Source organism: Paenibacillus sp. EC2-1 (genome assembly GCF_049311625.1).
Lineage (GTDB): Bacteria > Bacillota > Bacilli > Paenibacillales > Paenibacillaceae > Paenibacillus_AQ.
The window spans coordinates 3,610,672-3,634,412 of the sequence record NZ_CP186006.1 but is presented as its reverse complement, the minus strand read 5'-3'; the positions used below and the strand labels follow the sequence as shown (position 1 = coordinate 3,634,412).

The window sequence follows — 23,741 nt, the reverse complement described above, 5'->3', positions numbered from 1 at the left end:
TGAACGTTAACTTCTACCAATCCGATCATGTTATTGGATTTTACGCAGCAATTGTATATGTCTTTTGTTCAAGCCCAGGAAGACGACCACATTCGCTAGTGGCTCTACTTGGGCTTGTTCTGTTATATTAGAAATTGGCAATCCATAACGGTCTGCTGGATTAATCAGATGGAAGAAGAAAGGGATCGGTATGAATTTTTCTATAAATGAGCGAGTCATTGAATCGTTGTGCGGCCGAATCTCTTTAAATAAAGGAGCATCATACGTACGGGCTGGCAAAGTGTCGATAGCAAGTTATGATGTCAATGAAATGACTATACATGCACAGGTTAATTCCGAAGAGGTACGTATTCAAGGTAAGGATGATCTTATAGCGGAATGCACTTGTTCAACCTTGTTTTCATTTGACAAGCACTGTAAACATACAGCCGCAGCGCTGTTATATATCATGAATCTTCAGAAAGAAGGGGAGTTTCCCCTTCTTTCTTCATCAACGGCCATATCTGAAGCCCTTACGGGAGAAAAGGAAATAAATGATGTAGATATTCAGCTGACGAGCAAACTGATGGACCTATTCGGTGGAGGCCATCAGCGTCTGAGCGGTGCTCGTTCGTATTTTGATACACGATCAAAGCTTGAAGTAGAGTTTATATGCCATGTGGTTTCTTATGGCTTTCGAAAGTATCGGTTTGGAATTGAGATGAAAGTGGGTCCCAAACGAACCTATATCGTGCACAATATTCGAAGTTTTCTAGACCGAGTACAGCGTAGAGAAAGTTATTCATTCTCTAAACATTTCACCTATGACCCTGAACTATACAGCTTTCAAATAGAACATGATGATATCGTACAGAAGCTTATCGAAATATCCGCCAGCGAACCGTTACTTCATGAGACATCATCGAATCCAAGCAAGCTAGGTAGTGAGCGGATGCTTGTTATTCCACCCTATGCTTGGGATGATTTGTATGAACTTCTTCTAAAGTCGCCTTCGATTAAACTAGAACATGATGGATATATATACGATGGAATTGCACTGACAGACGGACCACCCCCTCTTCACTTTAAATTTGACCAGACCGACAAAGGAACAGAGCAGTTTCAATTGCAACTTCAAGGAATAGAACAGTTGGCAGTTTTGGAGGCATATGAGCTGGTTATTGTGGAGGGGAAATTGTGGAGGATACCGGTGGATCAATGTGTAAGACTGTCTGAAATGAAGCATATGCTGGGCAATTCAGGCAAGAACACGATTTCTATCCTGTCGGAACAGATGGAGCCTTTTATGGAAAAGGTTATACCGGGGTTAAGAAAGCTTGGCAGCGTTGAAATCTCGACAGTGGTTTCGAATAAGATTGTGCAGACACCACTCTCAGCACATCTGTATCTAGACAGGGTTAGGGACCGTTTGCTTGCAGGACTTGAGTTTCATTATGGAAATTTGATCATTAACCCACTCCAAGAAGAAAGAGATATACGAGCAGATGGACAGATTCTTATTCGTAATGGAGATCAGGAGAATCGTATTTTAGAACTGATGGAACAAAGCCGATTTACTAGGACGGAGGGGGGATATTTCCTTGATAACGAGGACGATGAATATGACTTTTTGTATCATATTGTGCCTCAGTTGGAGCAATTATTGAAGATCTATGCTACCTCAGCCGTAAAAGTGCGGCTGTATAGAGGTGACACCCCACCTAGAGTCACAGTAAGTATGGATGAGAGAACAGAGTGGTTAAAGTTCAAGTTTGATATGGCTGGTATACCTGATGCGGAAGTGCGTAACATTCTAAAATCGCTCGAAGAGAAACGTAAATATCATAAGCTGCCAGACGGTGCGCTGATGCCGCTACAGAGTAGTGAATTTCAAGAAATTGTTCGTCTCATGAATGGGATCGGTATACATCAACCTGAACTTAAGGATGCGCAATTCACCTTACCTGTCATTCAAGGATTGTACTTCCTGGATTCGGATCGACAGGGTGACACTATTAAACTGGGTAAATCGCTACGTCAATTGCTAGAGCATATGCGTAATCCCGATCATCTAGATTTTCCAGTACCAGAAAGCTTGGCAGGGGTATTAAGAGATTACCAGAGCTATGGCTATCAATGGATGAAGACACTTGCTTTCTACCGTTTCGGAGGCATTTTAGCTGATGACATGGGTCTTGGCAAAACGATACAGGGGATCACATTTATCGTGTCAGTCTTGCATGAGATTAGGCAACATGAGATGCCTGCTTTGGTCGTTGCTCCAGCATCTTTAACGTATAATTGGCTTCATGAATTTGAACGGTTTGCACCGCAAGTTCGAGTCGTCATTGCCGACGGAACGAAGTCAGAGCGGATAACCTCTCTTAGAAATAAAGGACAAGTTGATGTTGTTATTACTTCTTATCCACTTCTTCGCAGAGACATCTCTGATTATGCACGTGAATCATTTCATACACTCTTATTGGATGAAGCGCAGGTCTTTAAGAATCATGTGACCCAGACGGCCCAAGCTGTAAAATCTTTAAAGGCTCTTCATCGGTTTGCATTAACAGGAACTCCGGTTGAGAACAAACTTGAAGAGTTATGGACGATATATGATGCTGTATTCCCAGCGTTATTTACTAATCGGATGGCTTTTCATGAGCTATCGAGGGAGGCAGTGGCGAAGCGTATTCGTCCGTTCTTGCTGCGGCGGCTGAAGCGTGATGTGTTGAAAGAACTGCCAGAGAAGATTGAGACGCTTCAAGCGTCTGAGCTATATCCGGAACAAAAGAAGCTATATGCCGCATATCTAGCGAAGCTCCAGCATGAAACCTTGAAGCACCTCAATGAGAAGGGATTCCAGAAGAATCGCATAAAAATTCTCGCCGGAATCACGAGATTGAGGCAGCTTTGTTGTCATCCTGCTCTTTTCGTAGAGGGATATGATGGGGGTTCTTCTAAGTTTGAGCAGCTCATGGAAATGATAGAAGAGTGCCAGCATTCAGGAAGACGAGTGCTCATCTTCTCCCAATTCACAGAGATGCTAGGCCTGATTGGACGTACACTTGGTGATCAGGGTGTTCCGTATTTCTATCTGGATGGCAACACACCTGCTGTAGAACGTGTTACGTTATGCAATCGATTTAATGAGGGCGAGCGGGATTTGTTTCTAGCTTCACTAAAAGCGGGTGGAACCGGGCTTAATCTTACAGGAGCAGATACGGTGATATTATACGATTTATGGTGGAACCCTGCTGTGGAGCAGCAAGCGGCAGACCGTGCGCACCGAATTGGCCAGAAGAAGGTTGTGCAGGTGATTCGGCTTATTACTCAGGGCACGGTCGAAGAGAAGATGTATGAACTGCAACAGAAGAAAAAAGATTTAATCGAGGAAATCATACAACCTGGTGAGGAAGTTCTTTCTGCGCTAACAGAGCAGGAAATAAGGGGAATATTGATGATTTGAAGGAGTCGTGACGAACAACATGATATCATTTTTACTGACACTTAAACGTCTCTTAGGCGGAATATGGGGAGCTTTTAAGCTTAGAAATTTTCAGGCTTTATTTGTATTAATTCTGCTACTGCTAGTATCCGGAACGTTGTTTTATACAAAAGAAGAGGGATTGTCCGTTATCGATGCGCTATATTTTTGCATTGCTACACTAAGTACGGTAGGGCACCCTGATTTTGTACCCCAGACCGACCTTGGTAAAGTATTTACCATGATATATATCGTCGTAGGAAGTGGGCTGTTCTTGGGGATGGCTGGTTATATTGCATTCGCAATTATTAAGAGTAACCTGAGAGAGGACAATGAGGAGCGGAGAATTAGGTTTAAAAAATAGATCTTAATACAAAACAACCGTCTAGTTAAATCTAGTCGGTTGTTTTGATAGGGTGCATACTTAGGAAGGTAGCTCGATCCATTGATAGGGTGTATGCATAGCTTTTAGTCCATGCTCTATAATCGTAATAATTGCAATGGTCTCGGCTGGATCAACAGCAGGCTCTCCGTTCTCGAAGAATGCTAACATCCGAGCGATAAAAGAACCGAAAAAGTCCGATTCTGGCTTGGCGACCCTAGCCTCACCGGAATCATAATTCATAGTTAACGTAAACGGACACTCAGGACCGAAATGATTTATGGTCGCCTGACGTCCGTTAGAGAATTCAATAATCATTGCAGGTGAATTCGCAGTTCCAATAAACATCACACGTGTAGCTTCTGTACCCATTAGTGACACAATCGGCTCAATCTGATGGATAGAGTAATTGTTAAATGATCCAGACCCGACGCTGCAGATGGTTTCAATGCCCTTTCGTTCGATTTCTGTATACTCTGAGGCAAATCTGAGAGCTGAACTGGAGTAAAGGGGGGTATTATATTCACGTGCTGTATTAAACAATGCGATTGCCGTCCCTCGATCAGGGGCAAATGTCTTATCCATGTAAGTTGGTTTACCTGAGCGAAGCGGAAGCTGTGCTAGTTCTTCGTGATATTCTGGGTGATCAGGGGAGAGGATGATTAGATAATCACTCTCTTGGATCACTTCCTCAATGGATGAGTGAAGCTCAATACCGTGGTCCTCACACCACTGCGCATTGCTACGTCCATGAGGAGAATCGATCATACCGTAAGCACAGGTTACTTTCATCATACCGCCTGATGCACTTTCAATCCAAGTGGGGTATTTGTTTGCATGCCACTCATCAAGAAAATAATCGATGAAGCCGATTTTTTTAACCATTTCTTCACACTCCTAGATGATTAGTCAAATGTAATCTCACACCGCTGTTCCGAAGAATCGTAAATCGCTTGAATCATTTTTGCAGTAACAATGACGGTATCAATGTGTGATGGCAGCTTTTCCCCGGTTCGAATGCATTCCAGAAATGCGTTAATTTCATTTTTAAAATGGTCACCAGTAACGAATGTCGGATTTGTTTCCAGCAGAGCACCGTTTTTAGCGCTATACATTTTGAAACCTCCGCCATATTGCAGCCTAATGCCTGCTTTATCCCCTAGGAAATCGATATACATTTCTTCCTCGCCAATATTTTGGGCCCATGCTCCATTGAGTGTAATGCTCGGACCTTCGGTACGAATAAATGCGGAGACAAAATCATCCACGTCATAGGTTCCTCCATATTTCGGGGGGCCTGCCCACATATTCGTATAGGTATAACCCTTCATATTCTTGCCTAGTTTCGAGTAAGCCTGAGCCGATACAGAGACTGGTTTGGGGTCACCGGAGCAATACATAACTACATCTAGAAAATGAACGCCCCAATCAATCATCACACCGCCGCCAGCAATGGATTTCGTTGTGAAAGCGCCTCCAAGACCTGGGATTGAACGGTGAGCCCGGAAGCTCGCATACATATGGTACAGTTCACCAAGTTCGCCATCTTCAATCAAGCCTTTAATGATGTTTACCGCGTTATTAAAACGGTTTACCACCCCGATATTGAGTACCTTACCCGTTTCGTTCTGAACTTTTTGCATCTCGAGTGCTTCTGCGTACGTTCTAGCTGCGGGTTTTTCACAAAGTACATTTTTGCCTGCACGTAAACAATCAATAGAGACGATTGCATGAGCATTATTTGGCGTACAGACTGAGACTGCTTCGATTTCGGGATCGTTCAAGATGTCATGATAATTTTGTATTGCAACACCACACCCATACTCTTTCACGAAACGCTCTGCATTTTCCTTGTAATAATCACAAAAATATTTAATTTCTGCATTTGGATGATTGAGATAAGCTGGAATATGAGCGGTCTTAGCGATAGTACCGCATCCGATAATGGCTACTTTTATGGTATCCATCGGGATGATCACCCTCCTCAAATATAGTGCAACGTTTTCTTTCTTTATATTTCAACATTGAGAGGAACATGCCAAAATATTTTAAGATTCATTTCTCTTTTATAAATTGACGATATAAATCGAGAAATGTAGTATAACATTAGTTATTTCTTGAATTTAATATCGGGTCTTATGAGAGAAGATGATGAAGATGTAGGCAGAGAATGTGTAAGCGGTATCATCTAAGCTTGGAATGCACTGACTAAATGCACATGCATAGAAGGAGACGACAGATATGCCTATTATTGATATGTCTTTAGATGAATTAAAGAAATACACAGGAAGAAATCCGAGGCCAGAGGATTTTGATGAATACTGGACATCGGCATTAGAAGAATTGAAAGCGGTTGATCCGGAAGCTCGATTCGTACCAAGTGGACGATCTCTGCCTTATGCAGAGTGTTATGATCTGTATTTTAAAAGTGTGAGAGGTGCAACGATCCATGCGAAATATGTAAAGCCAACTCATGTAAGTGGACCTCTTCCTGTTATACTACAATTCCACGGCTATACCGGTGCTGCGGGAGATTGGAGCGGGCTGCTGCCGTATGTATCCCAAGGATTTGCAGTTGCAGCAATGGATTGCCGAGGACAAGCAGGAGAGTCTGAAGATACTGGCGGAGTCAAGGGTAACACCCATCATGGACATATTATCCGTGGTTTGGATGATGCGCCTGATCAGTTATTGTTCCGTCATATTTTTCTGGATACCGTTCAGCTGGCACGAGTGATTATGAATCTTCCCGAGGTGGACGAGCATCGTGTAGTAACAAATGGTGGTTCACAGGGTGGAGCTCTATCTCTTGCTTGTGCGGCACTAGAGCCAAGGATTAAAAAAACAGTGGCGATCTTCCCATTCCTATGTGATTACAAACGTGTATGGGAAATGGACTTTACGAAAGGGGCATACTTAGAAATTCAGACCTTCTTCCGTAAGTTCGATCCACTTCACGAGCGCGAGGATGAGATTTTTAATAGACTTGGATATATTGATGTACAGCATCTAGCTCCGCGGATTCAGGCAGAGACTTTATTTGCGTCAGGATTAATGGATACAGTCTGTCCGCCGTCTTCTCAGTTTGCCGTTTATAACAAGATCACCGCGCCGAAGCATTTAAAGGTATATCCTGACTTTGCTCATGAGGATTTGCCTGGTTTTAGTGATATCGCTATGGAGTTTTTACTGGACATTTAACAAGTAAGAAACCTTAATTGAAGGGGGCCGGCTTTCCGGCTTCCTTTTTATTTTTTGTATATGATATATTATTGTTGAAAATTATGGAAGGGGGAGGGCGGTTTATTCATATATGGCATGCAAGAAAAGTAATCAGAATTTCGATTGTATTGTTATTAATTGCAGCTATCTCCTTTGCTGTGTGGTATATCATCCCTAGAGAAATTCATCGTTCCCTTGACGGAATTAAGTATAGACTGGGTGAAGAGAATAGAGAATTTGAAGAGCTGATAACTGTAAATATTGATGGCAGGATGAACCGGAATTGGAAGGGAGAGCGGATATTTACAGGCTCTATTCTAGTTGAGGGTGAAGAGATTTCCGTACCACCTGATCAGAGAGAGCTCGAAGTAAGATTCCCTAAAAATTCTTATCACCAATTAATTATCTATCATGGCATTCATAATAGCAGTATATATCAATTCCCATACGGGGATTTGTTTACAAATGAGGACTTGAGTGAATTAACGATTACTCGCTTTGAGGAAACCCCTTCAGGCATAAAAGGCTGGGACAGCGAGGACGGTCTAATGATCTCCGCACCTGCCGAAGATCGCGCAGAAGCACTTGAAATATCCAATAGATATTTTAAAGCATACTGGATGGGTATGACCAAGCCACTTGAATGAAAAGAGGGAACTACGATGACACAGAAATGGCTAGAGTGGGCGAAAGAGATTCAGGCAATAAGTCAAGCTGGTCTTGCTTACTCCAAGGATATATATGATATCGAACGATTTGAACAATTAAGAGATTTAAGCGTTTCAATTTTACATGAATATACCGAGATCGAGCACGATAAGATCCGTTCTCTATTTGCAAGTGATACCGGTTATCCAACACCGAAAGTGGATGTTCGTGGCGTTGTTTTTCAGGATGGCGCAATCCTCATGGTCAAAGAACGACTAGACGGAGCTTGGGCACTTCCCGGGGGCTGGGCGGATGTTGGTCTTTCGGCCAAAGAGGTTGCTGTGAAAGAGATTCGGGAAGAGTCCGGTTATGACGTGTTGCCGATCAGACTGCTTGCCGTACTGGATAAGAAGTTCCACGATCATCCTCCGGCCTCTCAGCATGTGTATAAGATATTCATTCAATGTGAACTGACTGGGGGACAAGCTTCTGGTGGATTAGAAACAACGGAAGTAGCTTTTTTCCGAGAGGATAACCTGCCTGAATTATCGCTGGAACGTAATACGGAGGTGCAGGTCAAAGCGATGTTCGAGTATCTTCGGAATCCAGCGAAAGACGTGTGGTTTGATTAAGCGAAGACAACTTCTGTTAAATATAGGATTGTTTTGTTGTATAATACCAAATAGATGACACCAAAGGACCAGTCTTAATAGCAGACATCAAGCTTAATCACGCTTGGTGTCTTTTTTACTAGATAAGGAGTGATAATCTTATTGACCCTAATAAATATCTATGTTGGAGGAGTGAGTGACTTGAGACGGTGTAATCGCTCAGATTTGGAAGCTGTGCTTGCTATCATTAATGATGCTGCACAGGCATATCAAGGGATCATTCCTGAGGATCGATATCACGAACCTTATATGTCACTAGACGAGCTCATAAGGGAAATGGAAGATGGCGTTATTTTCTGGGGCCTGGAGGATGAGAATGGGCTTGTAGGTGTGATGGGAATTCAGAAAAAAGGCGAAGTCTCCTTAATCAGGCATGCGTATGTCAGGACAAATCAGCGTGGCAGTGGATTAGGAACGAAGCTGTTGTCCCATTTGTGCTCTTTAAGTGATAAGCCAATTTTGATAGGGACATGGGCATCAGCAGAATGGGCTATCCGGTTTTATATCAAAAACGGATTTTATTTGGTACCTGAGCATCACAAGATGCAGTTACTCCAATCGTATTGGAACATTCCTGCAAGGCAAGTTGAAACTTCCGTCGTATTAAGCAGCAAAGAGTATACATAAGGTGGGGGAATTCTTGTGATTGAAATAACGACAGAAATTGAAATACAGGCACCTGTTCATGTTTGTTTTGACTTTGCCAGAGATATCGGTCTGCATACTCAGACAGTATGGCCTCATACACAAGAGCGTGCAGTTGCTGGTGTAAAGAGCGGCATGATCGGTGAGGACGGTATAGTTACATTTGAGGCAACCCATTTTTTAGTCCGGCAGCAGCTTTCTTCACAAATAACGGAATATAGAAGGCCGTATCTATTTGTGGATACCATGACCAAGGGTGCTTTCAAAAGCTTGAAGCACGAACATCATTTCTTTGATTTAGGGATAAGCACAATCATGAAGGATGTATTGAAATTAGAAGCTCCACTTGGTCCTCTGGGCTGGATCGCGGAAAGAGCTGTGCTGAAGACGTATATGAGACGCTTTTTAATGTATCGAAATCAAGAATTGAAAAAAATAATCGAACAGCACTGGCACAACAATCACAGTGAGCTGTGGTGAAATGTAAATTGGGGGTTATCATATGAGACGTCTTCAAATCGGAATGTGGAAGGATTTTACGATAGAACGTTGGAACGATCTGTCGGGTGAATTCATTCGTGGCATGGAGATTTCACAATTTCAAAATAAAGAAGCGATTGAAAAGGTAAGAAGATTCTGCAAGAGTTACAACTTCAAGTTTGGGGTACATGGTCCTATCTTGAATTCATATGGGTATAAACTGCCGAAACTCAATTCACCGGACCCATCTCAATATGCTGAAGCGCTAGAACAGATTACGACAGAAGTGAAGCTGGCTTCGGAATGTGGCGCGGATTATATTTTGTTCCACTATCCCTTTTATCCAACGTTCCAGCATCCGTTTATTCCTTATCCAAGACTCCCGGACCATTTGAAGCGATATGAATCGGACCAATTAAATAAAGCCGAATTTGAGGATATTTCAGAACGATTATTTGAGCGCCTTTCTGAAATTCAACAACAGTATCGGCAGCGGATCGTGTTAGAGCATGATTTTTTTGGGGATTACGAAGATGTATTTACGCGCGCATTTCTGAATCATCCAGATATCCAGTTGGTTGTGGATACAGCAAGACTTGATATCGCGAAACGGGCATTTACGGGGTTTGATCCATATTCATTTTTGGATGCACTCGCATCTCAGGTCTATTTGGTACACTATAGCAACGTATTCTACACAGCGGATGATTTTAAACACCATTTACCTGTACTGCCAGAACACGATGAGGACATACAATATGGAGACTCCTATCTTTATCTAAAGTTTCTGGCTGAGCGGAATTCATCCTTTCATGTTACCTTTGAGCATGATCATACATTAATAAGTAAGGATGAATTACATAACGAGTATCGCCGAGTAGCTGAAGTGCTTGGATTAACATCAGCGAGGGTCTAAGACTTTTAGTGAACCTCTGGGGAAAGGAAGCGCATAATGATCAATAGTTTAATTATTGCATTCGTCCTCACGATGATTATACATACGGCAGAGACACTGTCATATTCGGTGAGATATGCGGGGGTAAAGCTGAACAAGCTCGCTGTTGCACTATCTCTGTCGGGGATTATCGTGCTCGTGTCCCGTACTTCGAACCTGATTCAAGCGCCACTTACAGCTAAATTCGTAGATTATGCAAAAGTGGATACTTCGCTTGATGTATTAAGATATTTAAGATTTATTATACTGGCATCGTCCATAGGCACACTCATAGCCATTATATTGTTTCCTACGTTTGTAAGTATATTTGGAAGAATTATCACCAAGCTCGAAGTAGCGGGGTCCATCCCCAAACTAGTCTCCAGCGTAACGATTGGCCAACTTAAGAATACGAAGCATTATCTGCGTAAACCGATGTTAAAAATCAGTCAATTCCGCTACCTAGACATTCCGAAACGTTTTATCCTATTAAATGTTGTTGTGACGGCCACTTATACTGTAGGGGTATTATCGTCACTCTATGCGGCTCATTTGATACCTGCATTAAGTACAACTGCTTCTCAGTCCTCTGGAATTATTAATGGGATTGCTACGATTATATTGACGATATTCATTGATCCCCAGCTAGGTCTCATAACAGATAAAGCAACACATGACCCAAGAATGCGTGATCAGCTAGGAAAAATATATATGCTGCTCATGGTATCGCGATTCTTCGGAACGATGCTTGCTCAGTTACTCCTTATACCTGCTTCTTATTTTATTGGTGTGGTCGTGTCTTTTTTATAGATCATCTATTTAAATACTTTGGAGGTAAGCATGAGTAAAAAAAGGCTTGTACTGGAATCTATTGTTTTTGGTATGCTGATCTTCTTTGCTTATATTTTGTTTACGGTAATTCAAGGTCAAATATTAACGGCTAACTTCGTTCATGAAGTTATAAATAACTATGCTCAGCAGGAGAATTTACCATCCAAGATTAGTTTCGGTGTTACCGAAAGATTCAATACTTGGATCTATGTGAGCGGATGTGTTCTGCTAAGTGTTCTATACGGTACGATCCGCTGGATTCTCACAACAAGTAGGAAGTCTCATAAATAATCTCTATGAATTTAGCTTTTATATGGATAATTCAACAAAAGGGATCATAGATATGTAGACATGAGGGGAATTCAGCACTAGTTCAACCTTTTGTTGAGTATAGGCTTAAGGCGTCACAGATCAGCGGTTTATGCAGCGCCGCCCCTTTACAACGATGTTATTATTTGAGACGAAGGGGTTTTGAATCATGGCAAAATCAAAAAGAGGACATTCTCTATGGCATCTTCCATCTCATGGCAGAGGAACCTGTCCCGTATGTCGCAGTACACGTATTAAACTGCTGTATCCACGGACCAAGTCGGACGGAACGGCTTTGAAAGTATGCAAGCGGTGCGACAAAGCAGTTCAATCTCGCATTGATGCTGCGATCTGATTGCCTACTACATGTCATCAACATAGGATATAACACTACAGAAAACTGTCAGTTCTCGTTTAGGCGAGAATTGGCAGTTTTTTTGTATGTATATTTGGTAGAAGGGATATAACATTTTGAAATACTGTAAGGGAGTTATTGTCAAATAGATTGCCGAATTATATACTCTAATTATCAGAATAAAAGATTAAATTTGAATATCCTATATAACAAAATGAATTATATTGGAGTGGGAATGCACATGCTTATTCGTATTATCCGGTTATTCCGCCCGCCAGTTGTTCCGATGCCACTTTATGTTCATACGGTTGGTTGTAATAAACAGAATTTAATGACAAGACCCGAGGGGTTCTCAACCCACCAGTTGTTATTTGTACGAGGAGGACAAGGTCATGTGCGTTTAGCTGGTGGAGAGGCGTTCTCATTTGGTCCGATGCAGTACATGCTTCTTCCAGCAGATATTCCCCATGAGTATTTTCCTGTTTCGGACGAGCCTTGGGAAGTCGGTTATATCTCCTTTTCTGGTACAAAGGTAAGATCCTTGCTGGAGCATTTCGGTCTTGAAAGCTGTGAGCTCCACAGCATGATGGATGCAGATAGCGTCTGGTCTGTTTTAGAGGAGTTATGGAAGATTGCTGATAACAATGAGGACGGTTCGGAGTGGGAAGGGGCCCGCCTTTTATATAATCTGTTACTGGAATTAAATCGAGAGAGGCTGACTCAAGAGCAGATGGATCAGCAGCCAGCTTCCCCATCTACAGAGGATTTATCAAGAGATGTCGTATTACAGGCAGCGAACTACCTAAATGAGCATTACAATGAGAATATATCATTATCTAACGTAGCTTCATCTCTAGGATACACCCATCAATATCTTAATAAATTGTTTCATAAGACCTATGGGATGAGCATGCTTCAGTATGTTCAAAAACTACGCTTACAGAAAGCGATCCATCTCTTAAGCTCAAACGAAATGATTACTATAAAAGATATTGCAGGGTATGTAGGGATGGAGACGAACTATTTTATCCGTACTTTCCGTAAGGCTACGGGGCTTACGCCAGATCAATATCGCAAATCGACCATTCAGACATAGCAAGTATCTTTGATCAACTGATGAGCTTCCGGTGTTGTATATATTGCACAGTACCCGGAAGTTTTTTCGTACATACTTCAATTAACTTACAGGGGCAGTTGCTCCGGAAAAGAGGGTTAAGGTGTCTTTTACCGTTAGCGACCAGATTGGAATCACGCTGTTTGATGTGAAAAAAGTCCAGTATCAATCCAGAGTTATCTTTGATTATATCCAATCCTGCTATACCGTATCTTATATACATCAGGGGGATGTCATTACGATTTGTGAGGGGAAAGAGTATGTAGCCAAAACAGGGGATATCATGATTCATCGCCCTCATATTCCGTTCAATGTAATATCTCAAACCGATGGGGTACATTACCTGTTCAATTTAGATTTGAAGGTAAAGGGAAATGAAGATTTCTTTCAATTCTTCCCGTTAGACCGAGTCATTCCGGTACGAGATGCTCTCATATATGAGAAGAAATTCGACGAGCTATGGAGTATTTGGCTTCAGGAGGTAGGCGAGATTCGGACAGTTCAGTCGGGATTTCTCGCTCTGTTCCTCCTTCATGAAGTGGTTGAAAGCTCCAAAGTAGGAGAGAGACGTTCAGCTAAAGAGCCCTACGAAATTGATCGATTTAATAAAGTGATTCATTATATGGAGAAAAGCTTGGAGAAGAGCATATCGAGAAACGAGCTTGCGAGTCTATATCATATGAATCCGGTTTATTTTAGCAGGGCATTTAAGAAGGTACACGGACTAACACCGATGAAAATGCTGCATAAACTTCGGCTCCTTCATGCGAAGAGAATGTTAGAAGACCCTGAAAATACGATTGAGAAGATTGCTCAAAAAAGTGGATTCTATGATGCCTCTCATTTTAACCGCACATTTCAAAAAGCATTCAAACAATCTCCTAGCGATTATAGAAAAAGTATCAAAAATACAAAAAGAAGAATCATGTCTACATTGTCCGAGGAAGACGTGTAACTTAGAATCAAATACTATACAGGGAGGTGTTGTTAGCGTTTTCACACCATGCTACTAGAGACTTGGAAAAATCGAATACTAGGGGGATATCAATGATAAAGAAATTAAAGACGTTTGGATTGGTTTGTCTGGCTGTGATTAATGTTCTCGCCGCTACGGCTTGTGCTAGTTCTGATAGCGGTAAATCCGAAGTGGATGGAAATAGCGGTAGCAAAGACGGTGACAAAGTGGTTCTTCGTGTCATGGACTGGGCGGACAGCGAGAAGCCATACCGTGAGAAATTTATACAAGATTTTGAAGCCAAGTATCCGAACATCAAGATTGAATACACCCTATTAACTGTCGATCAATTCCAAAATACGATTACCACGGCTATTAAATCAGGAGACGCACCAGATCTGTTTCCGATACCCGCTAATATGTCTCTCAGCATGGCTGTAAAAGGAGAATGGTATCAGCCACTCGACCCGTATCTCGATGATGAGTTTAAGAATCAGTTTGTAGATGGAATATTCGTTGAAGGTTCTACAATGCTGGATGGCAAGATTTATTCTATTCCGGCTTTGACAAGCGTTCCGAGTACACTCGTTTTTTATAACAAGCAATTATTCAAGGATGCCGGGCTTGATCCGGAGAATCCTCCAAAAACGTATACGGAATTTAGAGAGGCTGCTAAGAAAATTACGGAAGCTGGCAATGGTAAAGCCTTCGGTATGATTGAAGGCGGTAAACAAATCGGTCGCTTTAAGTTAGCAGCGGTGGATTGGTCAGCGCTTGGTGGAAGTGGACTGAATCCACACTCACCGATTAGTCTGATTACGAATGATGCGAATTATGATTCGAAGCCCGTTATGGATGTCATGAATTTATTCAAAGGGATTAAGGATGACGGAAGCTTTCATCCGAAAACGATGAGTATTTCTGCACCAGAAGCCAGGGCGTTGTTTGGCGAAGGTCAAGCAGGTTTCATTCTCCAGGGCGAATGGTCGATCGGTGTATGGAAGCGCGACAACCCGAATCTTGATTTTGGTGTAATGGCTCCTCCCGTACCGGATGACGGGCAAAAGGGCTACTTACCTAGAGCAAACTTCGGTCCATGGATTGGATTGTCTAAAACTTCTAAGCACCCAGAAGAGGCTGCACTATATCTGAAGGAATACTTCAGTAAGGATTATCAATCTGTCCTGGTTAAAGCGGGCGATCGTTTCTCGATTCTAAAAGATGTAAATGAAAGCGCTTCGGAAATTCCACAGTTCAAACAGTATTATGATATTGCTCAGGATATGTCACGTTTGGTGCCAAGTCCACAGATTAGAAACCCTGAACTGGCTTCCGTGTATGCGAATTTCAAAGATGTTCAGCCAGGCATCGGAGATATCCTTCAAGGTGTTGTAGCAGGTGCACTGAATGATCCAGAAGCTCCACTTAAACAATTGTCAGATGGCATTGACAAAGCACTTGATGCGGCGATCGCACAAGCCAAATCTGAGGGAGCTAATGTCGATAAGAATGATTTTGTCTTCCCGAACTGGAGTTCAGACAAACCGTATACGGCGGAAGATTATAAGGCGTTGCCATGATTGCAAAAAGAAAAGTTGAACTGTGGTGCTGGATATTCTTATTTCCTACTTTAGCTCTGTTTGTTATGTTTCAGGGCTGGCCAATTGTGGCCAGCCTGTTCTATGCAACACGTGATTGGTCAGGACTTACGTCTGATTCCTCCTATGTCGGGTTGCAGAATTTCATCAATGTTGCAAAAGATCCTTATTTCTGGAATGCCTACAAAAATAGTTTTGTATTTATGCTCGGTGTTGTACCTCTTCATTTATTTGTCCCATTAATACTGGCGGTAATTCTTAATCGTCCTCGTCTGAAAGGTGCAAGTATTTATCGTACACTGATCTTCTTGCCTGTTGTGACAACCACCTCAATCGTCGGGATTATTATGGTCTTCATCTGGGGAAGTGATGGGGCGGTTAACGATGCACTTGTGAAAATCGGACTGCTCGACGCACCAATCAATTGGCTGGGTGATGCCAAGTGGTCAATGTTCACGGTCATCCTGATCTCCGTATGGAAGAATCTCGGTATTAATATGATTTATTGGCTAGCAGGGTTACAAGGTATACCTAAAGATCTGTATGAAGCGGCAGAAGTAGACGGTGCTAGAGGGACGAAGCTGTTCTTTCATATTACGGTTCCACTCCTAGTACCTATCGGTGCGGTGATTCTACTTCTGAATGTTGTCAATTCATTAAAAGTGTTCGATTTAATCAAGACGATGACAAACGGTGGACCGTTCTTTGCTACGGATGTTGTATCCACGTATATTTACCGATATGCGTTCTCCAGTGAGATGGGTCTTCCGCAGCTCGGTTATGCATCGGCAGCCGGTATTTTCTTCGCCATAACGATTAGTGTACTTGCGATTATCCAATCTGTGCTCAATAAGCGAATTAAAGGTCGTGGTAAATAAGATGAGGATACTGAAAAATAGCTTGTTCCATGCCGTCATGATCGCATTTTGCATCGCTTGGATTTACCCGTTCTTATGGATGGTATCGGCTTCGTTTAAAACTCAAAGTGAGTTCTTTACGAATGGTCTGAAACTCATTCCGAGCAGCCCGAGCATGGAGAATTTAATTCGTGCTTGGAATGAAGCCAATTTCGAACGGTATTTTTTGAACAGTGTTATTCTGTCGATCAGCACCATTCTTATTGTGCTTGTGGCTACGGCGACTTGCGGATACGTGCTAGGTAGATATGTGTTTAAAGGGAAGAAGATCGTCATGGGACTTCTCGTAGCGAGTATGTTCGTTCCGATGGAGTTTGCCATTATTCCGATCTATGATCTGATTAAGAACATGGGACTTCTGAATAACCTCATGGGTGTTATATTGGCAGAGGCTGGCGGGGTTCATATTATATTCATTTTGTTATTCGCCACGTTCTTCGGACAAATTCCGAAGGAGCTTGAGGAAGCTTCAATCATGGATGGCAGTGGTTTTTTTAGAACTTTCGCCTCGATCATGCTGCCGCTGTCTAAACCGATTGTGGGTAGTGTCACCATTATGCAATTTATTTGGTCTTGGAATTCCTTTATGGTTCCATTGATATTAACACTGAGTAAGCCAGATCTGCGTCCTTTAGCTGTCGGTTTATATGCACTTCGTGGCGAAAATGTAGTGGATTGGACTGGGATTGCGGCAGGGGGAACCATTGCAATTCTTCCGATTATTATCGTGTTCTTATTCCTTCAGCGTTACTTTGTCGATGGAATAGCCGGAGCTGTGAAAGGTTAACTTCATCGTTTACTAGCGAAATTATCAAACATCAAAGGCAGGTATATAATTATGAGAATTCTTTATTTGGATTTAGATTCATTACGCCCAGATCACTTGGGATGTTACGGATATCATCGGAATACATCTCCACATATTGATCGTATAGCAGAGAAAAGTGTGCGCTTTACGAATTATTATTGCTCCGATGCTCCTTGTATGCCGTCTAGAACGGCGCTTATGTCTGGCAAATTCGGAATTCATAACGGAGTTGTAGGGCATGGGGGTACAGCTGCGGATATGAGACGTGAAGGAGCGTCCCGTAGCTTCGGAGATCGTCTGCGCTCGGAAAGTCTTCCGGGTATGTTCCGGAAGAAAGGTTATAAGACCGCTTCAATTAGTACATTTGCTGAAAGACATTCCGTATGGACTTTTAATGCTGGATTCAATGAGATTTTTAATAATGGTGGACAGGGGCATGAAACGGCTGAGCAGGTGTTGCCTATTGCTCTTAAGTGGTTAAATGATAACGCAGATAATGAGGACTGGTTCCTGCATTTGAATTTTTGGGATCCACATACCCCTTATCGAACACCGGATGAACTAGGTAATCCTTTTGCGAACGATCCGATGCCGGAATGGATTACGGAGGATGTGTTCCAGCTTCATAAACAGAAGAAAGGCCAACATAGTATAGAGGATATGAATAAGCTTGCGAAGACACATTATTTCAGACATCAGCGGCATGGCACCCAGATCGAGCAATATAATGACCTTCGGACGATCATTGATAATTATGATTGCGCCATCCGTTATATGGATGATCATATTGGTCAGGTACTTAATAAGCTGGAAGAGCTCGGGATATTGGAAGATACGGCTATTCTCGTTAGTGCAGATCACGCAGAGAACATGGGCGAACTTGGGATCTATTCCGAACATGGAACTGCAGATCAGGGAACTTGCCGAATTCCCATGATTATTCGCTGGCCGGATGGTGGAAATCAGGGGACGGTAGACGAGGGACTTCATTACCATCTAGACCTTGCTCCGACACTTGCCGATCTTATTGGTGCTCCAAAGTCGAAGGATTGGGACGGAATAAGCTATGCGGATTCAGTTACATCCGGTTTAGATACAGGTAGAGACTATCTAGTTGTGTCGCAATGTGCTCATGTGTGCCAACGAAGCGTCCGTTTTGGAGAATACCTGTACATTCGTTCCTATCATGATGGGCATCATGGATTCCCTAAAGAGATGCTGTTTAATCTACAAGATGATCCGTATGAGCAGTATAATCTTGCTGAAGAGCGTCGTGATGTTTGCATGCAGGCGGTTTACCTGCTTAACGAATGGCATGACGAGATGATGTCTACTATGGAGTATGATGTCGATCCACTGTGGACGGTGATGAAGGAAGGTGGCCCGTTCCACGCCAAGGAATATGCAGTGATTGAAGAAGAGGTTAGAGTTTAAATATGCGAGAAGCCCCTTTGTAGGGCTTCTTTTTCGTTGTCTGAAACTTCCTTAATCTAATCTGATCGTCAACTGATACGACATTTTATGTCGTACCATGTGTAATACAATAAAAGTGCTTCCCATTATAAGGAAGTCACTCTAAGATAGATATTAGTTGAAAAGAGGTTAGAAAAAGATGTCCAAGCCAAAAAGAGGGCGCTCGCTCTGGCATTTACCTTCTCGAGGAAGAGGCACCTGTCCCGTCTGTTGCAGCACACGAATTAAGCTGCTATATCCTCGGACAAAAGCCGATGGCATTACTGTTAAAGTATGCAAACGGTGTGATAAGGCGCCGCAATCGAAGATAGATGCCATAACAGCTAGCTGAACATAGCAGCTAGGTCAAGCGCTCGCCCGTTCCCTTATAGGGAGCGGGCGTTTAATGTTCGTTCCAAGACGGTCGAGGGGGAGTTGACAAGAAAGCATGAGTAATGTTCATAGAATACAATGGTTCGATCAGCAGATTCGAGATGGGAAATACCCTAACAGCCGGTTATTATCGCTTGAATTTGAAATCTCTATGCGTCAGGCGCAGCGTGACATTGAGTACATGGAAATGTCCTTACGAGCTCCCCTCACCTATGTTGCGAAAAAAAGGGGCTATTGCTATGAAGATAAAACGTATCTGCTACCCCTGCTATATATGACGGAAGAAGAGAAAAGTGTCCTTAACTATCTTATTCATCGTTACAGAAACTACGATTATGAGAACTCTGCTTCCGTTCAGCGGGTGGCACACTTACTAGGTCGGTTTACAGAAGAGCAGATGAAGGAGAATTACCGTCTTCCAGTATTTCATGTGAGTGCTCAGACTCTACAATATTTTGAACAACTGTCCCATGCCATTCGTGACTCACTCATCGTACATATCAAATATAGAGAAGAGTATAACGAGAGCTCTCTAAGGGTCTGTCCCCTTGCACTTTTATCTAAGTTTAGTGCGGACTATGTGCGTGTCCATGATTTTGAGCAGCAGGCTGAGATCGAACTTCGTTTAGACCGGATTTTGCATTTAAGAATAACGAAGGAGCAAGTGTGCGGAATCACCAGCGAGTCTTTTAACGAGCGGGTACTTCAGTCAAGATCTAAGCCATTTCAGGCAACGGTTAAGATGAAGCAACTATTATCTGTAGATTCATGGTATGGCTACTCTTATAAGGAAATAGAACCCAAGGTATATAAGATCGAATTCTACGATATTGAGCAGTTTGTACAGGATCTAATGCTCCATATGGACGAATGGTCAGTAATAATTAACCCGAAATGGTTGAGAGGAAAGCTGCGAACTCGTTGTGAGACACTAATCGAACAATTGAATTCACTTGGATGAATATCTTAATAAATATGGAAAGGTACAAGGTAAAGGCATGTCAGAAGTGTACTTGAACGATATTTCAATGAAGCGAGAATCGAAATCCTTTGTAGATAGTCTCTACGCCATTCTTTCAGCGTCTGAGCTGTTCGATGGACCGAAGTACATGCTATCTGGTCTTACAGGTATGGCATTTAAATTCACTGTGCATAAGCAACTACTTTCGATGTCTGTGACAGCCTACGGTCAATGGGGAATTGAGCACTGGCCTGCAGTGGATAATCTCGGAATACTTACAATAACTGATGGAGGGTTCACAAGGCATCCAACATCGCAGAGTTATCAGAAGGATGCTATTCAGTGGGTAAAAGAAAGCCTTGATCAAGGTAAGGGTGTGATATATTGGTTACCGGAATTCGGCGTTATTCGTGGGTATGATGATGAAGATGGCGTCTTCTTTATTCAAGATGGGATCTCATATGGGGATCGAATCGTACTCTACGACAATTTTGGTCTAAACAGTACTCCTTTTTGGTATATTCAGTTTATAGGAGATAAGGTAGATGTCGCTATACAAGATATGATATTAGAGTCCATGCGACTTGCAGTTGAAGATTGGGATACCCCATATAAGACTCTCCCTTCCACAGATATTGCTTCTGGACGACTTGCCTATGATTTTTTAGTAGGTGGACTAAAGTGTGGCAATTACGATGAGACGGGTGCGGTTTATATATTGGAATCTTATATATATTCGAGGAATGAGATATGTGATTATTTGAGAGAGGCCAAGGAGATCTGGCATGACCTCCAGGAAGCTTATAAGATTTATTCACAACTTGTGCAACTCTTGGAGGAAGGAAAGGCTAGATACTGTATTGAAACGACAAGCGGAAGAAGGATTGATAAGGAACATATTCCACTAATATGTGAACATCTACAAGTGTCTAAAGGACTTGAAGAACAGGCAATGAACAGTTTTAAAGCCATCATAGCACAGCATCCTGATCCCAAGCGTAGCATAATCCCTCGGTGGGGAGCACATATGGTTAGATAATTGAAAGGACACATTCAGATGGACCAGATTATTTTGACTGGCTTAACTATGAAGATCGAATCTTATTCCTATATAGATGCATTTCATGCCATTCTTACATCTAAAGATTGGATAGCATGCTCCAAGGAACTTATGGCTGGTATGACAGCCATGTCATTTCGATTTACTGTAAACCGGAGGTTAACTGTTGAATCATCAACAGCTTATAACTGGATGGCAGAGCATTTCGTAGCTGCTGATCTTCTAGGAGTTAAGACGTCCCAGCATGCAGGATATTCATTTCAACCTACCTTTCCTTTGTATCAAAAACAAGCAGTTCACATCATCAAACAGTCCATTCGTCAAGGAACAGGGGCTATGATCTGGAAGGATTCATTTGTTGTCGTCTCCGGATACGATGATGAGCAGGGAGTGCTGCTATATTGTAATGGTTCAAGTGAACAGCTTCAAAGTTTAAAATATGAAGATTTCGGACGAAATGAATCACCTTACTGGTACTATCAACTCTATGAAGGGAAAATCCAACTGGACCGTTACGAAGTGTACAAGGAATCGCTGATGCAGGCGGTAAGCAAGTGGGAAACTCACGATGTGCTACTTCCACAGAACGATTATGCTTGTGGTAGAGCGGCATATGATGCCATCGTAGAAGCTCTAGCAAGTGGTGATTATGATCACGATGGAGCATTTGAAACGTTTCGTTGTTATGGTGCAGCTAAGCGGGATTCCGCTCGTTACCTGTCCTCATTGCAACATATTTGGCCACCGTGCACTAGGGTATCTGAACTGTATGCTCACGTAGCAGATTTATTTGATGTCATAGTTAGTAGAACTAATGAGGATGGCAAGTTGCTGATACCTCTATTTAAGAATGCACAACAGTATGAAGCGATGGCCATTGAGGAATTAAGAAAGTTATTTACAGAAGATGTGCATAATCGATTTGATGATCTTGGATTGAGATAGTTAGAATATTCGCCTATAATAGGATTGCAAATCAAGTGATGTAAAGACCGTTTTCCTGGTGAGAGCGGTCTATTTTTTTGCCTAAAGGGGTGTATAGGATGAGTGATTCTTATGTAGAGATACGTTTGGGGAAGGTGTCTTTTCCTCTGCAGGAGTTTCATGATTTTAGCTGGATTGAGAATCAAGGGCGTATCTTTCAAGTGTTTGCTCAACAGGACTCAGGTAATATCAGCTTTGGTATAGAAACTCAAGATCAAGGAAGAAAGTTTATTAAGTATGCAGGTGCAAAGACTACGGAATATAGAGGAGAAACGGATGATGCCGTGACTCGGCTAAAAGAAGCAGTTCTCTTGTACGATGAACTCAGCCATCCCTCTTTAATCAAACTTCTGAACCATTATCCTGCTGGAAACGGATATGTCGCAGAATTCGAATGGTTTGATGGTGAGAACCTTCATCCTCATGAGACCTATCCTCCCCCGGAGAAATATATTCATCCTAATTCCCCATACTTCCGGTTTAAACAGTTATCGGTAGCTCAAAGACTACAAGCACTGAATGAAATATTCGATTTCCATGTTCAGGTTGAACAGTGCGGCTATGTGGCCTTAGACTTTTATGACGGTAGCATCTTGTACGATTTCAATCAACACCTTGTACGTGTATGCGATATAGATTTGTATCAACGAAAGCCATTTTATAATACGATGGGCAGACTTTGGGGCTCGTCGCGGTTTATGTCACCGGAAGAGTTTGAGTTAGGCGCGCCTATTGACAGTATAACCAATGTATTTAATATGGGTGCCATTGCTTTTAGTCTACTTGGAGGCGAACGAGATCGCTCATTGGAGAGATGGGATGCGGGGAATGAATTACATAAGATCGCGTTGAAAGCAGTTAGTCCAGATCGAGTGAATCGCTTTACAAGTGTAGCTGAGTTTGTTGCCCGTTTTACAGATGGTTGTTCAGAAGTGTTGGAACCATAAGCTTAGTGCTGTCTGCTGGAATATAAGGATCTACCAATGTTAGACTAGGGAAGACTTTCAGATAAAAGGTTGTGAGTATAATGGAGAAATATACACATCTTGGAGTTTACGGTGTTCTAATTCATGAGGATCGAATTCTATTAATTCGTAAAGCAAGGGGACCCTATCTAGGGAAATGGGATTTACCTGGGGGAGCCATTGAATTTGGGGAAGAGCCTGAGCAGACGTTAAAGCGCGAATTTTTGGAAGAGACCGGATTGTCTGGAATCCATGGAACTATGAAGACGGCTGTTTCATGTACCATAGTTTATGAATACACCGAAGGCGAACTGGAGGAAATGCACCATATTGGCCTTATTTATGAAGTGAATATAGACGATGTGAGAGCTCCAATTAAGAGAGAGGGAGATCAACAAGATTCACTTGGGGCGGAGTGGATACCACTTGAAAAGTTGAAGTTCATTCCTTTGACTCCTTTTGTAGAGATGGTTACAGAGCAGTTTTTACCTGAAGAGCAGGAGGAATATCAAGATTAATTCGGCTTAACTGGGTTAATCTAGATTCAATGGATAGGAATCGTTTAATAAGTAGATATCCAAGTTGAATTTT

The 23,741-nt window shown here is 42.3% G+C and carries 26 protein-coding genes; 23 read left to right on the top strand and 3 right to left on the bottom strand.

The annotated features are described in order from the left end of the window. Positions 1 to 30: 30 nt before the first annotated feature. A complete protein-coding gene (locus tag ACK8P5_RS17035; RefSeq protein ID WP_422657454.1) occupies positions 31 to 219 on the bottom strand; it encodes a hypothetical protein in 189 nt (62 codons plus the stop codon). On the opposite strand from ACK8P5_RS17035, the gene ACK8P5_RS17030 reads away from it, so the two are divergent. Both ACK8P5_RS17030 and ACK8P5_RS17025 read left to right on the top strand, forming a co-directional pair. Beyond that, positions 191 to 3,448 carry an SNF2 helicase associated domain-containing protein gene (locus ACK8P5_RS17030; protein WP_422657453.1) on the top strand — a complete coding sequence of 1,086 codons (3,258 nt, stop codon included), beginning with the start codon at positions 191 to 193 and terminating at the stop codon, positions 3,446 to 3,448. The two genes, ACK8P5_RS17035 and ACK8P5_RS17030, sit on opposite strands and share 29 nt — an antisense overlap. Before the next feature lie 19 nt (positions 3,449 to 3,467). Continuing rightward, positions 3,468 to 3,830: a potassium channel family protein gene (locus ACK8P5_RS17025; protein ID WP_422657452.1), complete on the top strand. Its 363-nt coding sequence runs from the start codon at positions 3,468 to 3,470 to the stop codon at positions 3,828 to 3,830. Between the two features lie 60 nt (positions 3,831 to 3,890). Here the strand turns inward: ACK8P5_RS17025 and ACK8P5_RS17020 are convergent, their stop codons facing one another. Continuing rightward, complete coding sequence (locus ACK8P5_RS17020; protein ID WP_422657451.1) at positions 3,891 to 4,733, bottom strand: hypothetical protein; 843 nt, start codon at positions 4,731 to 4,733, stop codon at positions 3,891 to 3,893. A gap of 20 nt (positions 4,734 to 4,753) precedes the next feature. Continuing rightward, positions 4,754 to 5,815 carry a Gfo/Idh/MocA family protein gene (locus ACK8P5_RS17015; RefSeq protein ID WP_422657450.1) on the bottom strand — a complete coding sequence of 354 codons (1,062 nt, stop codon included), beginning with the start codon at positions 5,813 to 5,815 and terminating at the stop codon, positions 4,754 to 4,756. Positions 5,816 to 6,089: 274 nt separating this feature from the next. On the opposite strand from ACK8P5_RS17015, the gene ACK8P5_RS17010 reads away from it, so the two are divergent. The 21 genes from ACK8P5_RS17010 to ACK8P5_RS16910 all read left to right on the top strand — a co-directional run bounded on the left by ACK8P5_RS17010 (position 6,090) and on the right by ACK8P5_RS16910 (position 23,668). Beyond that, positions 6,090 to 7,049, top strand: a complete 960-nt coding sequence (locus ACK8P5_RS17010; protein WP_422657449.1) for an alpha/beta fold hydrolase — start codon at positions 6,090 to 6,092, stop codon at positions 7,047 to 7,049. A gap of 149 nt (positions 7,050 to 7,198) precedes the next feature. Then, on the top strand, positions 7,199 to 7,717 hold the full coding sequence (locus ACK8P5_RS17005; RefSeq protein ID WP_422657448.1) for a hypothetical protein: 519 nt from the start codon (positions 7,199 to 7,201) through the stop codon (positions 7,715 to 7,717). A 15-nt stretch (positions 7,718 to 7,732) separates the two neighbouring features. Continuing rightward, complete coding sequence (locus ACK8P5_RS17000) at positions 7,733 to 8,350, top strand: NUDIX hydrolase (RefSeq protein WP_422657447.1); 618 nt, start codon at positions 7,733 to 7,735, stop codon at positions 8,348 to 8,350. A gap of 180 nt (positions 8,351 to 8,530) precedes the next feature. Beyond that, positions 8,531 to 9,016, top strand: coding sequence for a GNAT family N-acetyltransferase (locus tag ACK8P5_RS16995; RefSeq protein WP_422657446.1), 486 nt, complete (start codon positions 8,531 to 8,533; stop codon positions 9,014 to 9,016). A 15-nt stretch (positions 9,017 to 9,031) separates the two neighbouring features. Beyond that, positions 9,032 to 9,514 carry an SRPBCC family protein gene (locus ACK8P5_RS16990; RefSeq protein ID WP_422657445.1) on the top strand — a complete coding sequence of 161 codons (483 nt, stop codon included), beginning with the start codon at positions 9,032 to 9,034 and terminating at the stop codon, positions 9,512 to 9,514. A 22-nt stretch (positions 9,515 to 9,536) separates the two neighbouring features. Then, positions 9,537 to 10,430: a sugar phosphate isomerase/epimerase family protein gene (locus tag ACK8P5_RS16985; protein WP_422657444.1), complete on the top strand. Its 894-nt coding sequence runs from the start codon at positions 9,537 to 9,539 to the stop codon at positions 10,428 to 10,430. A 36-nt stretch (positions 10,431 to 10,466) separates the two neighbouring features. Next, a complete protein-coding gene (locus ACK8P5_RS16980) occupies positions 10,467 to 11,258 on the top strand; it encodes a lipid II flippase Amj family protein (protein ID WP_422657443.1) in 792 nt (263 codons plus the stop codon). Positions 11,259 to 11,288: 30 nt separating this feature from the next. After that, on the top strand, positions 11,289 to 11,570 hold the full coding sequence (locus ACK8P5_RS16975) for a hypothetical protein (RefSeq protein ID WP_422657442.1): 282 nt from the start codon (positions 11,289 to 11,291) through the stop codon (positions 11,568 to 11,570). A 187-nt stretch (positions 11,571 to 11,757) separates the two neighbouring features. After that, positions 11,758 to 11,943, top strand: coding sequence for a hypothetical protein (locus tag ACK8P5_RS16970; RefSeq protein ID WP_422657441.1), 186 nt, complete (start codon positions 11,758 to 11,760; stop codon positions 11,941 to 11,943). 241 nt (positions 11,944 to 12,184) lie between these two features. After that, positions 12,185 to 13,039: a helix-turn-helix domain-containing protein gene (locus tag ACK8P5_RS16965; RefSeq protein WP_422657440.1), complete on the top strand. Its 855-nt coding sequence runs from the start codon at positions 12,185 to 12,187 to the stop codon at positions 13,037 to 13,039. A gap of 121 nt (positions 13,040 to 13,160) precedes the next feature. After that, a complete protein-coding gene (locus tag ACK8P5_RS16960) occupies positions 13,161 to 14,012 on the top strand; it encodes a helix-turn-helix domain-containing protein (RefSeq protein WP_422657439.1) in 852 nt (283 codons plus the stop codon). A gap of 92 nt (positions 14,013 to 14,104) precedes the next feature. After that, positions 14,105 to 15,592, top strand: a complete 1,488-nt coding sequence (locus tag ACK8P5_RS16955) for an ABC transporter substrate-binding protein (protein WP_422657438.1) — start codon at positions 14,105 to 14,107, stop codon at positions 15,590 to 15,592. Continuing rightward, positions 15,589 to 16,488, top strand: coding sequence for a carbohydrate ABC transporter permease (locus ACK8P5_RS16950; RefSeq protein WP_422657437.1), 900 nt, complete (start codon positions 15,589 to 15,591; stop codon positions 16,486 to 16,488). Before ACK8P5_RS16955 ends, ACK8P5_RS16950 begins: the two co-directional genes overlap by 4 nt. Position 16,489: 1 nt before the next feature. Continuing rightward, on the top strand, positions 16,490 to 17,314 hold the full coding sequence (locus tag ACK8P5_RS16945) for a carbohydrate ABC transporter permease (RefSeq protein WP_422657436.1): 825 nt from the start codon (positions 16,490 to 16,492) through the stop codon (positions 17,312 to 17,314). Positions 17,315 to 17,365: 51 nt separating this feature from the next. Further along, entirely contained in the window at positions 17,366 to 18,769 is a 1,404-nt protein-coding gene (locus tag ACK8P5_RS16940; protein ID WP_422657435.1) for a sulfatase, read from the top strand. A gap of 178 nt (positions 18,770 to 18,947) precedes the next feature. Then, entirely contained in the window at positions 18,948 to 19,139 is a 192-nt protein-coding gene (locus ACK8P5_RS16935; RefSeq protein ID WP_422657434.1) for a hypothetical protein, read from the top strand. Between the two features lie 96 nt (positions 19,140 to 19,235). Beyond that, positions 19,236 to 20,141: a helix-turn-helix transcriptional regulator gene (locus ACK8P5_RS16930; RefSeq protein WP_422657433.1), complete on the top strand. Its 906-nt coding sequence runs from the start codon at positions 19,236 to 19,238 to the stop codon at positions 20,139 to 20,141. A gap of 67 nt (positions 20,142 to 20,208) precedes the next feature. Then, on the top strand, positions 20,209 to 21,180 hold the full coding sequence (locus ACK8P5_RS16925; protein ID WP_422657432.1) for a hypothetical protein: 972 nt from the start codon (positions 20,209 to 20,211) through the stop codon (positions 21,178 to 21,180). An 18-nt stretch (positions 21,181 to 21,198) separates the two neighbouring features. Next, positions 21,199 to 22,146, top strand: coding sequence for a hypothetical protein (locus ACK8P5_RS16920; protein ID WP_422657431.1), 948 nt, complete (start codon positions 21,199 to 21,201; stop codon positions 22,144 to 22,146). A 98-nt stretch (positions 22,147 to 22,244) separates the two neighbouring features. Then, on the top strand, positions 22,245 to 23,132 hold the full coding sequence (locus tag ACK8P5_RS16915; RefSeq protein WP_422657430.1) for a serine/threonine protein kinase: 888 nt from the start codon (positions 22,245 to 22,247) through the stop codon (positions 23,130 to 23,132). 80 nt (positions 23,133 to 23,212) lie between these two features. Continuing rightward, positions 23,213 to 23,668 carry an NUDIX hydrolase gene (locus ACK8P5_RS16910; RefSeq protein ID WP_422657429.1) on the top strand — a complete coding sequence of 152 codons (456 nt, stop codon included), beginning with the start codon at positions 23,213 to 23,215 and terminating at the stop codon, positions 23,666 to 23,668. The last annotated feature ends 73 nt before the right edge of the window (positions 23,669 to 23,741 follow it).

Coding starts and splice junctions, on each gene's coding strand:
- ACK8P5_RS17035 (WP_422657454.1), bottom strand. CDS start 219: ATGACTCGCTCATTTATAGAAAAATTCATACCGATCCCTTTCTTCTTC.
- ACK8P5_RS16930 (WP_422657433.1), top strand. CDS start 19,236: ATGAGTAATGTTCATAGAATACAATGGTTCGATCAGCAGATTCGAGAT.
- ACK8P5_RS16985 (WP_422657444.1), top strand. CDS start 9,537: ATGAGACGTCTTCAAATCGGAATGTGGAAGGATTTTACGATAGAACGT.
- ACK8P5_RS16920 (WP_422657431.1), top strand. CDS start 21,199: ATGGACCAGATTATTTTGACTGGCTTAACTATGAAGATCGAATCTTAT.
- ACK8P5_RS16980 (WP_422657443.1), top strand. CDS start 10,467: ATGATCAATAGTTTAATTATTGCATTCGTCCTCACGATGATTATACAT.
- ACK8P5_RS16915 (WP_422657430.1), top strand. CDS start 22,245: ATGAGTGATTCTTATGTAGAGATACGTTTGGGGAAGGTGTCTTTTCCT.
- ACK8P5_RS16970 (WP_422657441.1), top strand. CDS start 11,758: ATGGCAAAATCAAAAAGAGGACATTCTCTATGGCATCTTCCATCTCAT.
- ACK8P5_RS16910 (WP_422657429.1), top strand. CDS start 23,213: ATGGAGAAATATACACATCTTGGAGTTTACGGTGTTCTAATTCATGAG.
- ACK8P5_RS16950 (WP_422657437.1), top strand. CDS start 15,589: ATGATTGCAAAAAGAAAAGTTGAACTGTGGTGCTGGATATTCTTATTT.
- ACK8P5_RS16975 (WP_422657442.1), top strand. CDS start 11,289: ATGAGTAAAAAAAGGCTTGTACTGGAATCTATTGTTTTTGGTATGCTG.
- ACK8P5_RS16940 (WP_422657435.1), top strand. CDS start 17,366: ATGAGAATTCTTTATTTGGATTTAGATTCATTACGCCCAGATCACTTG.
- ACK8P5_RS17000 (WP_422657447.1), top strand. CDS start 7,733: ATGACACAGAAATGGCTAGAGTGGGCGAAAGAGATTCAGGCAATAAGT.
- ACK8P5_RS16935 (WP_422657434.1), top strand. CDS start 18,948: ATGTCCAAGCCAAAAAGAGGGCGCTCGCTCTGGCATTTACCTTCTCGA.
- ACK8P5_RS16925 (WP_422657432.1), top strand. CDS start 20,209: ATGAAGCGAGAATCGAAATCCTTTGTAGATAGTCTCTACGCCATTCTT.
- ACK8P5_RS17020 (WP_422657451.1), bottom strand. CDS start 4,733: ATGGTTAAAAAAATCGGCTTCATCGATTATTTTCTTGATGAGTGGCAT.
- ACK8P5_RS17010 (WP_422657449.1), top strand. CDS start 6,090: ATGCCTATTATTGATATGTCTTTAGATGAATTAAAGAAATACACAGGA.
- ACK8P5_RS16945 (WP_422657436.1), top strand. CDS start 16,490: ATGAGGATACTGAAAAATAGCTTGTTCCATGCCGTCATGATCGCATTT.
- ACK8P5_RS16955 (WP_422657438.1), top strand. CDS start 14,105: ATGATAAAGAAATTAAAGACGTTTGGATTGGTTTGTCTGGCTGTGATT.
- ACK8P5_RS17025 (WP_422657452.1), top strand. CDS start 3,468: ATGATATCATTTTTACTGACACTTAAACGTCTCTTAGGCGGAATATGG.
- ACK8P5_RS17030 (WP_422657453.1), top strand. CDS start 191: ATGAATTTTTCTATAAATGAGCGAGTCATTGAATCGTTGTGCGGCCGA.
- ACK8P5_RS16965 (WP_422657440.1), top strand. CDS start 12,185: ATGCTTATTCGTATTATCCGGTTATTCCGCCCGCCAGTTGTTCCGATG.
- ACK8P5_RS17015 (WP_422657450.1), bottom strand. CDS start 5,815: ATGGATACCATAAAAGTAGCCATTATCGGATGCGGTACTATCGCTAAG.